11 protein-coding genes, 2 tRNA genes and 1 pseudogene are annotated in these 13,649 nt (G+C 73.3%); 10 read left to right on the top strand and 4 right to left on the bottom strand.

The genetic code is table 11. The annotated features are described in order from the left end of the window. Positions 1-78: 78 nt before the first annotated feature. Complete coding sequence (locus tag HYE82_RS10740; RefSeq protein WP_179173748.1) at positions 79-513, bottom strand: SSI family serine proteinase inhibitor; 435 nt, start codon at positions 511-513, stop codon at positions 79-81. Positions 514-715: 202 nt separating this feature from the next. Between HYE82_RS10740 and HYE82_RS10745 the strand changes: the two genes are divergently transcribed. The 10 genes from HYE82_RS10745 (at position 716) to HYE82_RS10790 (ending at position 10,484) form a co-directional block, all read left to right on the top strand. Further along, positions 716-806: transfer RNA gene (locus HYE82_RS10745), tRNA-Ser, on the top strand. A 348-nt stretch (positions 807-1,154) separates the two neighbouring features. Then, positions 1,155-1,227, top strand: a tRNA-Arg gene (locus HYE82_RS10750). Positions 1,228-1,656: 429 nt separating this feature from the next. Further along, on the top strand, positions 1,657-2,091 hold the full coding sequence (locus HYE82_RS10755; protein WP_179173749.1) for an Lrp/AsnC family transcriptional regulator: 435 nt from the start codon (positions 1,657-1,659) through the stop codon (positions 2,089-2,091). Continuing rightward, positions 2,088-2,969: a DUF2797 domain-containing protein gene (locus HYE82_RS10760; protein ID WP_179173750.1), complete on the top strand. Its 882-nt coding sequence runs from the start codon at positions 2,088-2,090 to the stop codon at positions 2,967-2,969. The genes HYE82_RS10755 and HYE82_RS10760 overlap by 4 nt, the downstream gene beginning before the upstream one ends. Before the next feature lie 129 nt (positions 2,970-3,098). Further along, positions 3,099-3,437, top strand: coding sequence for an antibiotic biosynthesis monooxygenase (locus tag HYE82_RS10765; RefSeq protein ID WP_179173751.1), 339 nt, complete (start codon positions 3,099-3,101; stop codon positions 3,435-3,437). Then, the gene (locus HYE82_RS10770; RefSeq protein ID WP_179173752.1) at positions 3,415-4,299 is read left to right on the top strand and encodes an amidohydrolase family protein; all 885 of its coding nucleotides are present in this window, start codon (positions 3,415-3,417) and stop codon (positions 4,297-4,299) included. Before HYE82_RS10765 ends, HYE82_RS10770 begins: the two co-directional genes overlap by 23 nt. A gap of 90 nt (positions 4,300-4,389) precedes the next feature. Beyond that, positions 4,390-5,157 carry a response regulator transcription factor gene (locus tag HYE82_RS10775; RefSeq protein WP_179173753.1) on the top strand — a complete coding sequence of 256 codons (768 nt, stop codon included), beginning with the start codon at positions 4,390-4,392 and terminating at the stop codon, positions 5,155-5,157. Positions 5,158-5,210: 53 nt separating this feature from the next. Further along, on the top strand, positions 5,211-6,839 hold the full coding sequence (locus tag HYE82_RS10780) for a cell wall metabolism sensor histidine kinase WalK (RefSeq protein WP_179173757.1): 1,629 nt from the start codon (positions 5,211-5,213) through the stop codon (positions 6,837-6,839). A gap of 25 nt (positions 6,840-6,864) precedes the next feature. Continuing rightward, on the top strand, positions 6,865-8,133 hold the full coding sequence (locus HYE82_RS10785; RefSeq protein ID WP_179173754.1) for a bifunctional glycosyltransferase family 2/GtrA family protein: 1,269 nt from the start codon (positions 6,865-6,867) through the stop codon (positions 8,131-8,133). Beyond that, positions 8,130-10,484 carry a glycosyltransferase family 39 protein gene (locus tag HYE82_RS10790; RefSeq protein WP_179173755.1) on the top strand — a complete coding sequence of 785 codons (2,355 nt, stop codon included), beginning with the start codon at positions 8,130-8,132 and terminating at the stop codon, positions 10,482-10,484. Before HYE82_RS10785 ends, HYE82_RS10790 begins: the two co-directional genes overlap by 4 nt. A 402-nt stretch (positions 10,485-10,886) precedes the next feature. Here HYE82_RS10790 and HYE82_RS10795 read toward each other — a convergent pair whose 3' ends face one another. The 3 genes and pseudogenes from HYE82_RS10795 to HYE82_RS10805 form a co-directional block, all read right to left on the bottom strand. Further along, positions 10,887-12,527: an MDR family MFS transporter gene (locus HYE82_RS10795; RefSeq protein WP_256987067.1), complete on the bottom strand. Its 1,641-nt coding sequence runs from the start codon at positions 12,525-12,527 to the stop codon at positions 10,887-10,889. Continuing rightward, the gene (locus tag HYE82_RS10800) at positions 12,524-12,994 is read right to left on the bottom strand and encodes a MarR family winged helix-turn-helix transcriptional regulator (RefSeq protein WP_309144268.1); all 471 of its coding nucleotides are present in this window, start codon (positions 12,992-12,994) and stop codon (positions 12,524-12,526) included. The genes HYE82_RS10795 and HYE82_RS10800 overlap by 4 nt, the downstream gene beginning before the upstream one ends. Positions 12,995-13,230: 236 nt before the next feature. Continuing rightward, positions 13,231-13,649 (bottom strand): annotated as a pseudogene (locus HYE82_RS10805) (hypothetical protein); the annotation flags it as partial.

Raw genomic sequence — 13,649 nt, forward strand, 5'->3', positions numbered from 1 at the left:
GAGGAGTCTAAGGGCACGGCCCCGGCCTGGGGTGGCGGATGTTCCGGGTAGTCCGGGCATCCGCCGCATCCTCCCAGGTCAGGAGCGCCCGGCCGGAAGCACAGGTTCCAGGGCGCGCCACCGTGCGATCTCGCACCCGTTGGTCCTTCGGAATGAGGCGTTCACCTTGCGGCCCTGCCATGTGCCGGTGATGCGCGCCCTGGCCGGTCCGCCGTCCTGCTGGGTGCAGATCTGGCGCCTGGGCTCCTCGGCGAAGGGGTTCTCGCCGTCCTGGGCGAACCGGTCGAGGCGGGCGCACGCCTGTGCCGCCCGCGGGTGGTCCCCGCCGACGGGGTGGCACTCGAGGAGGTACTCCCCGTCCGCCCGGGGGTTGCCGGTGTGGGAGACGGAGATCGTGAGGCGGTCGGGGGAGGACAGCAGCCGGTCGAGGGGCAGCGGGGTCAGCGGGGGCAGCGGGCCCGCGGCGGCGGTGGCCACGGCGGAGGCGACGGCGAAGGCGGCGAGTCGCAGCATGGGGCACTCCAGGTCGTCCGTACGTCGTACGCCGGACCAACGACATGCGCGTGCCGTGCGTGACGGCCGCCGCGGACCCGTGTGCCGGGAGTGGTTAAGCCTTTGCTCTGCGACCAGCTTGCCTAGTACCGTGGGAGCGGATTGGTGACCGGCCCTGCGGCTGTGTCATCATCTGCACGCACCCTCTGCGCGGGGGTGCACTGGAGGCGTCGCCTAGTCCGGTCTATGGCGCCGCACTGCTAATGCGGTTTGGGGCTTACCCCCCATCGAGGGTTCAAATCCCTCCGCCTCCGCAATCGGCGAAGCCCCGGTCCTCACGGATCGGGGCTTCGCTGCGTTTCCGGCAGGTTCCGCATCCTCCACATCGGTGAAGGACGTCCGCCGCGACCTCCGCATCCGATGCACGGCGTCCGACGTTTCCCGTCCCTGCCGTCCGCCGCATCCCGCGCATGCCGTCCGGACGGCGTTCGTGTTCGGGGTCCGTACGCGCCCAGGAGGGGCGCGCATCCGTCCGGACGATCACTCTTCGGGGCGTTTTCGCAGGTCAGACCATGTTTGGTTAACGGATTTCGCGTCCCGGCAAGGTCCATGTATTGTTGTTCTCGCAAGGCCAACGGGGCGAAAAACCCCGGGAAGCCCAAGCACTCGTAGCTTAACGGATAGAGCATCTGACTACGGATCAGAAGGTTGCAGGTTCGAATCCTGCCGAGTGCACAGCCGAAGAGGCCCCCCGGTTCACCGGGGGGCCTCTTGCGTTGGTGCCCAGGCGCCGACCCCGGACGGCGCGCGCACGCCCTCGTAGTCGCCGGTGAGGCCGAAGTCCGGGTCCGAGAACCAGATCGAGCCGTCGAGCGCAGCATCCGGGTGTTGGGGAGGCCGCTCCGCGCCGCCTGCCGCCGGGCCGGCAGGTGCCGCGGGCCCCCGGCGGCAGTCGTCGTGAAGCGTTCGAGGCGGGCGTCAACGTTGGTGCAGCGGCCGCTGCGGAAAGCCTCGTCCAGAACTTCGTACAGATGAAGGTCGTCAGTGGGCGACATCGTTCCTGCTTCTGAGCAAATAATCGAATGGCGTTCGGTTGCAGGGGTGGATTGCAGGATCAGGTACCGTCGAGGGAAGCGATTGCCCGACACGTGGGAGGAAGATCGCGTGGACGACATCGACCGGGCGCTCGTCCGGCACCTCCAGCAGGACGCGGGCCAGTCGTACGCCGCCCTCGGCGCCGCCGTCGGCCTCTCCGCCGGCGCCGCCCACGAGCGGGTGCGCAAACTGCGCGAGCGCGGAGTCATCCGGCGGACGACCGTCGACGTGGACCCGGCTTCCGTGGGCAGTGGGGTGCTCGCCTACGTGATGGTCGACGCCAACGCCTGGCTGGGGAACTCCGCCGGCGCCTTCGAGGCGATCGCCGAGATCCAGGAGGCCCACGTCATCGCCGGCAGCGCCTCCGTCCTGGTGAAGGTGCGCACCACCACCACCGAACAGCTCCAGGACGTGCTGCGGCGGCTCTACGCCATCGACGGGGTCAGCGGCACACACCCCACGGTCGTCCTGGAGACCTTCTTCGAGCGGCCCCTCCCGCTGTGACCTGGCGGTGCACCGGGATCCGGTGGAGCGACGGCCACCCGGCCATCGGCTGGTACGCCGAGGGGCGAGGCGAGCGGAGCAGCCCGCTCGCCTACGGTCGGCCCCTCGCCTTCGCCGCTCAGGGGGAGCGGACCTGCCTCGGCGTGCGCCGCGCCGGGAAGCGGACCCCGTGCCCCGCCGCCGCCCGCGTCCCGGGCCGGGCCACGAGCGCCCAGTGCCCCGAATGCGCCCGTCTGGACCGGTCGTTCTCGGTGGCCGCCGACACCAACGTCGCCGACCCGCGCACCTACCGCGTCTACCTGGCCTGGTTCGGCCCCGGCATGGTCAAGGTCGGCATCACCGCCGAGGAACGCGGCCCCGCCCGGCTCCTGGAACAGGGGGCGGTGACCTGGGCCTGGCTCGGCCGCGGCCCGCTGATGGCAGGCCGGCGCACCGAGGAACTGCTGCGCGCCGCGCTCGGCGTGCCCGACCGGATCCCGTACGCCCGCAAGCGCGCCGCCCGGGCGGCGCTCCCGGCCCCGGCCGACCGGGCCCGGGAGGTCGCCGCCCTGCACGCCCGGGCGGCCGGCCTGCCGGGTTGGCCGTCGTCGCTGGAGGTGCTGGCCTGCGAAGTCACCGACCATGCCGGGACGTTCGGGCTGGCCGGGCTGCCCGTCCCGGCGCGGGTGGCCACCGGGATGGTGCCCGGCGGGGCCGTCGTCGGCCTGCTCGCCGGAGCGGCCGGCCCCGATCTGCACCTGGCCGACGGGCTCGTCGTCGACAGCCGCCTGCTCGCCGGCTGGGAGCTCGTCGCCCCCGCCGTCAGCCGGACCACCGATGTGCCGACGGCCGCCGCCCTCCCGCCCGGCACCGCAGGCAGGCAGGACGGGCTCTTCTGAGCCCCGTCCTCGCCTCTCTCCGGGGGCGGCGCCCGCCCGCCGCCGCCCCAAGGTCAAATCTTGGATCCCGTTGGCGGCCCGGGCCGGATTCCGGTGGACATCGGCCGGGCTGCCGCCGAGGGTGTGTCCATGACCATCAAGCCCGTGCCTGCCTTCGAACCGCCGTATCTGATGGCGGTCTTCAGCTCCGTCCGCACCGCCGATGACAGCGGCTACCCGGAGACCTTCGCCCGCATGGACGAGCTCGTCCGCGAGATCCCCGGCTTCCTCGGCTACGAGTCCGCCCGCACCCCCGGCGGCCTCGGCATCACCGTCGGCTACTTCCGCGACCACGACGCCCTCGCCCGGTGGCGGCAGGACCTCGAACACCAGGCGGCCATGAAGCGGGGCCGCGCCGACTGGTACGAGAGCTACACCCTGCACATCGCGAGCGTCGAACGGAGCCATGGCTTTGAGCGCAACGGCTGACGCGGTCCGCGCCTTCCGGGAGCGGCTCGGCCTGCCCGGACTGGTCGACGTCCACACGCACTTCATGCCCGAGCGGGTACTGGACAAGGTGTGGGACCACTTCGACGCGGTCGGGCCGCTGACCGGTGTCGCATGGCCCATCACCTACCGGCACGAGGAGGAGCAGCGGGTCGCGCTCCTCCGGGAGTTCGGGGTCCGGGCCTTCACCGCCATGCTGTACCCGCACAAACCGCAGATGGCGGCCTGGCTCAACTCCTGGTCGGCCGACTTCGCCGCCCGCACCCCCGACTGCCTGCACACCGCGACCTTCTTCCCTGAGGACTCGGCGGCCGCATACGTCCGCCGGGCCGTCGACGCGGGCGCGCGGATCTTCAAGGCGCACCTGCAGGTCGGCGGCTACGACCCCGCCGACGAGCTGCTCGACCCGGTCTGGGGGCTGCTCGCGGAAGCCGGCATCCCGATCGTGGTCCACTGCGGCTCGGGGCCCGTCCCCGGCAAGCACACCGGCCCCGGGCCCGTCTCCGCCGTTCTCGCCCGGCATCCCCGGCTGGCGCTCGTCATCGCCCACATGGGAATGCCCGAGTACGGGGAGTTCCTCGACCTCGCGGAGCGGTACCGGCAGGTGCGCCTCGACACCACCATGGCCTTCACGGACTTCTCCGAGCAGTTCAGCACCTTCCCCGCCGACGAGCTCGGACGGCTCGCGGACCTCGGCGACCGCATCCTGCTCGGCACCGACTTCCCCAACATCCCGTACCCGTACGAGCACCAGCTCGCCGTCCTGGAACGGCTGGGCCTGGGCGACGACTGGCTGCGCGCCGTCTGCCACGACAACGGGGCCCGGCTGTTCGGTCTCGACTGATCAGCACGTTTTCCGAAGGGCGGACCGTTTCTCAGGAAATTCACAGACAGGCGCAAGAACGCTCTCAGAGGGCGCCGCCAGCGTGGTCGCATGACTGCGACGACCGCCTCCCCCGCGTCCACGTCCACCGGCACCCCCGCCGCCCTCGTCCGCGCTGACGGCGGGCCCTGCAGGGTGCTCGTCGTCGACGACGAGGCCGCTCTCTCCGAACTGCTGTCCATGGCCCTGCGCTACGAGGGCTGCGAGGTACGCACCGCCGGCGACGGGGCGGGCGCGGTACGAGCTGCCCGGGAGTTCCGCCCCGACGTGGTGGTCCTCGACGTGATGCTGCCCGACATGGACGGCCTCGCCGTCCTCGGGCAGCTGCGCCGCGCCATCCCGCAGATCCCGGTGCTGTTCCTGACCGCCAAGGACTCGGTCGAGGACCGCATCGCCGGGCTGACCGCGGGCGGCGACGACTACGTCACCAAGCCGTTCAGCCTGGAGGAGGTCGTGGCCCGGCTGCGCGGCCTGGTCCGCCGCTCGGGGGCCGCACAGGCCGCACGCGGGGGCTCCGCCCTCGCCGTCGGCGACCTGCTGCTCGACGAGGACAGCCACGAGGTGTCCCGGGCCGGCCGGGAGATCCATCTGACCGCCACCGAATTCGAGCTGCTGCGCTACCTGATGCGCAACCCGCGGCGGGTGCTGAGCAAGGCCCAGATCCTGGACCGGGTGTGGTCGTACGACTTCGGCGGCCAGGCCAACGTGGTCGAGCTGTACATCTCCTACCTTCGACGGAAGCTCGAGAGCGGCCCCGGTCTGCCGCCGATGATCCACACCCGGCGCGGCGCCGGCTACCTGATCAAGCCGGCCGACTAGTGGCGTTGCCGGCCCTCCGCCCGCAGCGGCTGCGGCGCCCCCGTTCGCGGTCGCTGCGGACTCGGCTCGGGCGCCCCCGTTCCTGGTCCCTGCGGGCCCGACTCGTGGCCTCCGCGGTGCTTCTGATCGCCGTCGTGGGCGCCGCCATCGGCACCGTCACCACCCTCGCGCTGCGGGAGTACCTCGTCAAGAAGGTCGACCAGCAGCTGCGCGTCTCCGTCGACATGGCCAACCTGCGCGGCCCCGGCGGCGGGAAGCCCGCCGCCGGGAACAGCCTCTGCTTCGTCGCCGCCCCCGGCACCCCGCTGGAAGCCGTGGGGATCCGGATCACGGCCGACGGCACCGTCACCGGCTGCCGCCTCGTCGCGCTCGGCGGTCCCGGGTACGACCAGCGGCTCACCCGGGCCCAGTCCGACGCGCTCACCGGGGCCGCCCGCAAAGCCGCCGGCGGCGCCCGGACCGCCCCCGCCGACCTGGAACTGCCGGGCCTCGGCACATACCGCGTCCTGGCCTCCCCCGACGGATCCTTGGCCCTCGGCTACCCGCTCACCGAGGTCGACTCCACCGTGAGCACCCTGATCGCGGTCGAGGTCTGCGTCACCGTGGCCGGGCTCATCGCGGCCTCCCTCGCCGGGCAGGCCCTCGTCGGGGTCGCCCTGCGCCCGCTCCGCCGGGTCGCGGCCACTGCCACCCGGGTATCCGAACTGCCCCTGCACAGCGGCGAACCCGCCCTGCACGAGCGCGTCCCCGAAGCCGAGGCCGATCCGAGGACCGAGGTCGGGCAGGTCGGCGCCGCCCTCAACCGGATGCTGGGGCACGTCTCCTCCGCCCTCACCGCCCGCCAGCAGAGCGAGATGCGGGTCCGCCAGTTCGTCGCCGACGCCAGCCACGAGCTGCGCACCCCCCTGGCCTCCATTCGCGGATACGCCGAGCTCACCCGCCGGGGGCGGGAGGAGTCCGGCCCCGACACCCGGCACGCCCTGGGCCGTATCGAGTCCGAGGCGACGCGCATGACCGGCCTCGTCGAGGATCTGCTGCTGCTCGCCCGGCTCGACGCGGGCCGACCCCTCTCCCTGGCCGACACCGATCTGGCGCCGCTCGTCGTCGACGCCGTCAGTGACGCGCGGGCGGCCGGACCCGGGCACCACTGGCGGCTCGACCTCCCCGCCGAGCCCGCGCCCGTCCGCGCGGACACCGCCCGGCTGCAGCAGGTCCTGGTCAACCTGCTCGCCAACGCCCGTACCCACACCCCGCCCGGCACCACCGTCACCGCCCGCGTTTCACGTGAAACATCGACCGTCCGGCTGAGCATCACGGACGACGGCCCCGGGATCCCGCCCGCACTGCTCCCGCACGTCTTCGAGCGGTTCGCACGCGGCGACGCCTCCCGTTCCCGGGCGGCCGGCTCCACCGGGCTGGGACTCGCCATCGTCGAGGCCGTCGTCGCCGCGCACGGCGGACACGTCGGCGTGCAGAGCGAGCCGGGGCGGACCTGCTTCGAGGTCCGCCTCCCGGTCGCCCCGGAGACGCCTGCGATCAGCCGGGCTGCATCCTCGGCCTATGTTCCGGCGGACATCTCGGCGTACGTCGCGCCGGACTCCCCGGGAGACGTCCCGGCGGGTGCCGCAGCGGGCCGTCCGGCGGACTCACAGACAGGGCACAGGCTCACCACACAGCGGTGACAGCCCGCGCCGCGAGGCTCGGACCATGCCAACCGACACCTCCACCGGCGCCCTCCCGGCACGGGCGCACCTTGCGCCCGTGCCCGGCGAGCCCGTACTCGACGTGGTGATCCCGGTCTTCAACGAGGAGAAGGACCTGGGCCCGTGCGTACGTCGGCTCCACGACCATCTCACCCGCACCTTCCCGTACCCGTTCCGCATCACGATCGCCGACAACGCGAGCACCGACCGCACTCCCGAGGTGGCGACCGGCCTGGCCGCCGGCCTCGACGGGGTCCGCAGCACCCGGCTGGAGGAGAAGGGCCGCGGCCGCGCGCTGCACACCGTCTGGTCCCGTTCCGAGGCCCCCGTCCTCGCATACATGGACGTCGACCTGTCCACCGATCTCAACGCGGTGCTGCCGCTGGTGGCCCCGCTGATCTCGGGCCACTCCGACCTCGCCATCGGCACCCGGCTGGCCCGCTCCTCGCGCGTGGTGCGCGGCGCCAAGCGGGAGTTCGTCTCCCGTGCCTACAACCTGCTGCTGCGCTCCTCCCTCGCGGCCCGCTTCAGCGACGCCCAATGCGGGTTCAAGGCCATCCGCAGGGAGGTCGCCGAGCGGCTGCTGCCGCTCGTGCAGGACACGGGCTGGTTCTTCGACACCGAGATGCTTGTCCTCGCCGAGCGGGCCGGGCTGCGGATCCACGAGGTGCCGGTCGACTGGGTGGACGACCCGGACTCCACGGTCCACATCGTCCGGACCGCGGCGGAGGACCTCAGGGGCGTCTGGCGGGTGGGCCGGGCCCTGGCCCTCGGCACGCTGCCCCTCGACCGGCTCGCCCGACCCTTCGGTGACGACCCGCGCGACCGCAGCGCCCTGCCCGGGGTGCCGCGCGGGCTGGCACGCCAGTTGCTGGGTTTCTGCACCGTCGGGGTGCTGTCCACCCTCTGCTACCTCGCGCTGTACTCCCTGTTCCGGCTTGGGGCAGGGCCGCAGCTCGCCAACGCGGCCGCCCTGCTGCTGTCCGCCGTCGCCAACACCGCCGCCAACCGCCGCCTCACCTTCGGAGTCCGCGGGCGGGCGAGGGCCCTGCGCCACCAGGCCCGGGGCCTCGTCGTGTTCGCCGTGGGCCTCGCCCTGACCAGCGGCTCCCTGACCGCCCTCGGGGCGGCGACGGCCGATCCCGGACACAGCACCGAACTGGCCGTCCTGATCGCGGCCAACCTCGCCGCGACCGTACTGCGATTCCTGCTCTTCCGCGCCTGGGTCTTCTCCGACCGGCGCACTCCTGCTGCCAAGGACGACGTCCGATGACCACCGCCGTACCGCCCATCGACTCCCCGTTCCCCGAGCGGGCCGCCGCCCCGCACTGCGCCACCACCCGGACGACCGGAGCCGGTTCCGACTCGGGCTCGGGCCCGGGCTCCGGAGCCCGCCCCGCGGCCGTGCCCCGGCCCCGCTGGGAACTCCCCGCCCTCGTGGCGCTGCTGCTGGCCACCGCCGTCCTGCTGCTGTGGAACCTCAGCGCCTCCGGCTACGCCAACTCCTTCTACTCCGCCGCCGTCCAAGCGGGCAGCGAGAGCTGGAAGGCCTTCTTCTTCGGCTCCTCCGACGCCGGGAACTCCATCACCGTCGACAAGCCCCCGGCCGCCCTGTGGCCGATGGCCCTGTCCGTCCGGCTGTTCGGGCTGGGCAGCTGGCAGATCCTCGTCCCGCAGGCCCTGATGGGCGTCGTCACGACCGCCGTGCTGTACGCCGCCGTACGCCGCCACTTCGGGCCCGCGGCGGGCCTCATCGGCGGCGCCGTCTTCACCCTCACCCCGGTCGCGGCCCTGATGTTCCGCTTCAACAACCCGGACGCGCTGCTGACCCTGCTGCTCACCGTCACCGTTTACTGCGTCCTGCGCGCCCTGGACGGCGCGCGCACCGCCTGGCTGGTCGGGGCAGGCGCGGCGATCGGCTTCGCCTTCCTGACGAAGACGCTGCAGGCCTTCGTGATCCTGCCGCCGCTCGTCCTCGTGTACGCCGTCTGCGCGCCCACCCGGCTGCGCCGCCGGCTGGGCCAGCTGCTGCTCGCGGGGGTCGCGGTGATCGTCGCCGGCGGCTGGTGGGTGGCGATCGTCGAACTGTGGCCCGCAGCCTCCCGCCCGTACATCGGCGGCTCGCAGACCAACTCCTTCCTGGAACTGACCCTCGGCTACAACGGCCTCGGCCGGATCAACGGCAACGAGACCGGCAGCGTCGGCGGTGGCGGACGCCCCGGCGGCGGGGGCGGATGGGGAGAGACCGGAATCGACCGGCTGTTCTCCGCGAACATCGGCGGACAGATCTCCTGGCTGCTCCCGGCAGCCCTGATCATGCTGGTCGCCGGACTGGTGATCACCTGGCGGGCCGGACGGGCCGCCGACACGATCGAGGGCGTGGCCCGCGCGGCGTTCCTGGCCTGGGGCGGCGCGCTGCTGATCACCGCCGCGGTGTTCAGCTGGATGCAGGGCATCTTCCACGAGTACTACACGGTGGCGCTGGCCCCGTTCGTGGCCGCGCTGGTCGGCATGGGCGCGGCCGTGCTGTGGGAGGAGCGTGGCAGCACGCCCGCCGCGCTCACCCTGTCCGGGACCCTCGCGCTGACCGCCTGGTGGTCGTACGTCCTGCTCGGACGCTCCCCCGGCTACCTGCCGTGGCTGCGCTGGGCCGTGCTCGCGGCCGGGCTTGCCGCGGCCGCCGGGCTGCTCCTTGGGCTGCTCCTCGGGGCGCGGCTCGGCCGCCGGGCGGCGCTCGGTGCGGCCGCGCTGGGCCTGGGCGCGGCCCTGGCCGGACCCCTCGCCTACTGCCTGACCACGGTGGGCTCCGGGCACGCCGGATCGATCGTGACGGCCGGTCCCGCGGTGCAGGGCGCCCGGGCAGGGATGGGCATGCGGCCCTTCGGAGGCGGTGAACTCCCGTCGGCCGCAGGCCTGGTGGGCGGCGGCCCCGGTGGCGGCTCCGGGGGTGGCCTCGGTGGCGGCCTGCAGGACGCCGTGCCGCGGGGCATGCCGGGCGGTCCCGGGAACGTGCCCCAGAGGGCTCCGCAGGGCATGCCGGGCGGCGGCGGTCAGGTCCCCGGAGGCCAGGACGGCCGGCGCGGCGCCGGTGGCCGGGACGGCGGCGCCGGACGTGGCGGGCAGAGCACCGGCGGTGTTCCGGGCGCCCCGGGTGTCCCCGGCGGGGGTGGCGGGGGCATGGGAGGCCTGCTGGGCGGCACCGAGGTGGACAAGGAGGCCACGGCCGCCCTGCGCAAGGACGCGGACCGATACACGTGGGCGGCGGCTGCCGTCGGCGCGCAGAACGCGGCGAGCTACCAGCTCGCCTCGGGGGAGCCGGTCATGCCGATCGGCGGGTTCAACGGCAGTGATCCGTCGCCGACGCTCGCCGGGTTCCAGGAGTACGTGAAGGCCGGCAAGGTCCACTACTTCATCGCATCGGGCAGCGGCGCGGGCGGCGCGGGTGGCGCGGGTGGCGAGGGTCCGGGCATGCGGGGCGGTGCGGCCGTGCGCGGCGGTCCGGGCGGTTCCACCAGCAGCGCGATCGAGACCTGGGTGAAGGCGAATTTCCGGTCCGTCCTCATCGGAGGGGCCACCTTCTACGATCTGACCGCTCCCCTCAGTGCCTCGTCCGCCCCGTCCTGAACGTGCGTCTCCGAACGCGAGGGGCACCCTCCGGCATCAAGGGCGGCCTCCCCGGACTCGTCGCCTTGTACCGGGGCCTGGGCGAACTATTGCTCCCGCCGGGCGGGCCCGCGGACGCCGCGCGCGATGGGCGGCCCGGACGGCCGCGGCTGCCGGCCTGCGGATACCGCCGACTGCCGGCGGACCGCCCTGGTGGGGCCGTCGGCGGCCGCGGACCCGAACATCGGGCCGCACGCCGAGGCCTTCGGCGCGGCCCTGCAGCGGCTGCTCGACGCCGGCGGCCCGGCGGGTGCCCGACGGGGGACTTCGGCATCGCCTCGACGTGCTGATCGCGCGGATCGAGGCGAAGCCGCCGCCGAGCCGGCCCCGTGACCGTCGGCGGGGACGCCGAGGACGGCGGGGCTATTCCTCGGAGGAGGCGGCCGGGCTGTGCGCCGAGGGCTTCGGCTTCAGGGCGACCTCCTTGATGAACACCACGATCAGCAGCGCGAGGAGTGCGGAGGGGGCGGCGTAGAGGAACACGTCGCCGACGCCGTGTCCGTACGCGGACTCGATGACCTCGCGCAGCGGCGCGGGCAGCGTGTCGAGGTCGGGGATCCCGCCCCCGGCGGTGCCGCCGTTGCCCGGTGCGGCCGCCTCGGGCCCGAGGGCGGCCAGCCCCTCCTGGACGTAGTGGGTGACTCGGTGGGCCATCAGAGCGCCGAGCGCCGAGACGCCCACGGCGCCGCCGAGCGAGCGGAAGAACGTGACGACGGAGCTGGCCGCGCCGAGGTCCTCGGGGGCCACCTGGTTCTGCGTGGCGAGGACCAGGTTCTGCATCATCAGGCCGAGGCCGAGACCGGTCAGCGCCATGCAGCAGGCGATGTGCCAGTACGGGGTGTCGTGGCGCAGGGCGCCCAGGAGCCCCAGGCCGGCGGTCAGCAGCACGCCGCCGGAGACGAGCCAGGCCTTCCACCTGCCGGTCTTGGTGATCACCTGGCCGGAGACGGTGGAGGACACGAAGAGCCCGCCGATCATCGGGATGGTGAGGATCCCGGACATCGTGGGGGATTCGCCGCGTGCCAGCTGGAAGAACTGGCCGAAGAAGACCGTGCCCGAGAACATCGCGATGCCGACGAACAGGGAGGCGGCGGAGGCGAGGCTGATGGTCTTGTTGCGGAACAGGCGCAGCGGGATGACCGGATCGCTCGCGCGGGACTCGACGAGGAGGAAGAACAGGCCGAGGACGACGGTGCCGCCGGTCATGGCCAGGGATGCCCAGGAGATCCAGGCGTAGGAGTCGCCGGCCTGCGTCACCCAGATCAGCAGCAGCGAGACGGCGCCGCTGATCAGGAGGGCGCCGAGCCAGTCGACCTTGACGTCGCGGCGGACCACCGGCAGGCGGAGCGTCTTCTGCAGGACGATCAGGGCGATGACGGCGAAGGGCACGCCCACGTAGAAGCACCAGCGCCAGCCCAGCCACTCGGTGTCGGTGATGACACCGCCGAGCAGCGGCCCGCCGACGGTCGCGACGGCGAAGACCGCGCCGAGGTAGCCGCTGTAGCGGCCGCGCTCGCGCGGGGAGATCATCGCGGCCATCACGATCTGGGCGAGTGCGGAGAGGCCGCCGACGCCGATGCCCTGGACCACGCGGCAGGCGATGAGCGTGCCGGTGTTCTGCGCCAGGCCTGCGACGACGGAGCCGAGCACGTAGACGATCAGGGAGGCCTGGACCAGCAGCTTCTTGCTGAAGAGGTCGGACAGCTTGCCCCACAGCGGGGTCGCCGCCGTCATCGACAGCAGGGCGGCGGTGACGACCCAGGTGTACGAGGACTGCGTGCCGCCGAGGTCGCTGATGATCTGGGGCAGGGCGTTGGAGACGATCGTGGACGACAGGATCGCCACGAACATGCCGAGCATGAGCCCGGACAGCGCTTTCATGATCTGCGGGTGGGTCATGGGAGCGGGGGAGGACGTGGGCGCGGACGCGAGTGCGGGCGCGTCGCCGGAGGAGGGCTGCGTCAGGTCGCCTCCCCGCACCCCGGAGGGTGTGGTGGTGGTCATGGGGTTCCTTCGTCCGGGAGCTCGACTGTCCGGAAGCTCGACCGGAGCCGGGCCAGCAGGGTGTTGAGTACGTCGATGTCGTGCGCGGGCCAGTCGGCCAGGGCGTGTTCCAGCGCGCCGGTGTACCGGGCGGAGGCCTCGGCCAGGACTGCGGAGCCGGCCGGGGTGAGCCGCAGGATGCGGCAGCGGCCGTCGCCGGGGTCGGAGTCGCGCGCGATCCAGCCGCGGTCGGCGACATGGGCGACGTGGCGGCTGGTGACGGAGATGTCGATCGCCATGAGCTCGGCGAGGCGGCTGAGCCGCATCTCGCCGTGGCGGTCGATCAGGGTGAGGACGGCCGCGGCGCCCGGCGGGCAGTCCGGGGGGAGGTGGCGGGCGAGTTCCCTTTTGACGGCGCCGACACCGGTGAGCCGGCGGGCCAGCTCCTCGTAACGGGTTCTGTGGTCCGCAGCCGCCTGAGTGCTCACCGGGCCCCTCCATCCTGTTGCTTCAGGCAACCATAGAAAGGTTGGTTGCTGCAGGCAAATGAATTTGCGGGAGTAGGCGGTAAAGGGATCGGAAAAACCCGCCATGATCCGGGGTCATGCCTTCGAGGCGCAACGCACCGCCCCCGGGGCCGGCCACGGCCCTGCCCGCAGCGCCCGGGGTTCCGCGTTGCGGCTGCCGTGGCGGCACGTGTCGACGGCCGAGCCGCCGCGGCCGGTCAGCTCCAGTCGGCCGTGACCCTGCGCGTCTCCACGTGCATGCCCAGCGGGACCCGCCAGGACTCGACGCACACCGTGTAGGTCTGCGTCCGTGCCGTTCCGCCGGCCAGGGGTGCCGGGAGCGGCTGGGCGGTGGTGACGGTGGCCCAGTCGATGCCGAGGGCGCCGATGATGTGCGTCTCGAACCGGAGCGTGCCCGAGCGGGCCGCCGTGCTGCCGGTATTGGCGATCCCCACGGTCACGCGCTCGCACCAGCGGTCCGCCGCCGGTGCCCGCATCGGGGCGGTCAGCACCAGCTGCGCCGGGGTGGTCGCGGGCGGGGGCGTGGTCCCGGGCGGTGTGGTCCCCGGCGGCGTCCCCGGCGTTCCAGGGCCTCCCGGGGACCCAGGGCCTCCCGGGGAAGTGCCCGGTGCGGGGC

The organism is Streptomyces sp. BR123 (assembly GCF_013401435.1).
GTDB lineage: Bacteria > Actinomycetota > Actinomycetes > Streptomycetales > Streptomycetaceae > Streptomyces.

Coding starts and splice junctions, on each gene's coding strand:
- HYE82_RS10785 (WP_179173754.1), top strand. CDS start 6,865: ATGCCAACCGACACCTCCACCGGCGCCCTCCCGGCACGGGCGCACCTT.
- HYE82_RS10770 (WP_179173752.1), top strand. CDS start 3,415: ATGGCTTTGAGCGCAACGGCTGACGCGGTCCGCGCCTTCCGGGAGCGG.
- HYE82_RS10790 (WP_179173755.1), top strand. CDS start 8,130: ATGACCACCGCCGTACCGCCCATCGACTCCCCGTTCCCCGAGCGGGCC.
- HYE82_RS10795 (WP_256987067.1), bottom strand. CDS start 12,527: ATGACCACCACCACACCCTCCGGGGTGCGGGGAGGCGACCTGACGCAG.
- HYE82_RS10740 (WP_179173748.1), bottom strand. CDS start 513: ATGCTGCGACTCGCCGCCTTCGCCGTCGCCTCCGCCGTGGCCACCGCC.
- HYE82_RS10775 (WP_179173753.1), top strand. CDS start 4,390: ATGACTGCGACGACCGCCTCCCCCGCGTCCACGTCCACCGGCACCCCC.
- HYE82_RS10765 (WP_179173751.1), top strand. CDS start 3,099: ATGACCATCAAGCCCGTGCCTGCCTTCGAACCGCCGTATCTGATGGCG.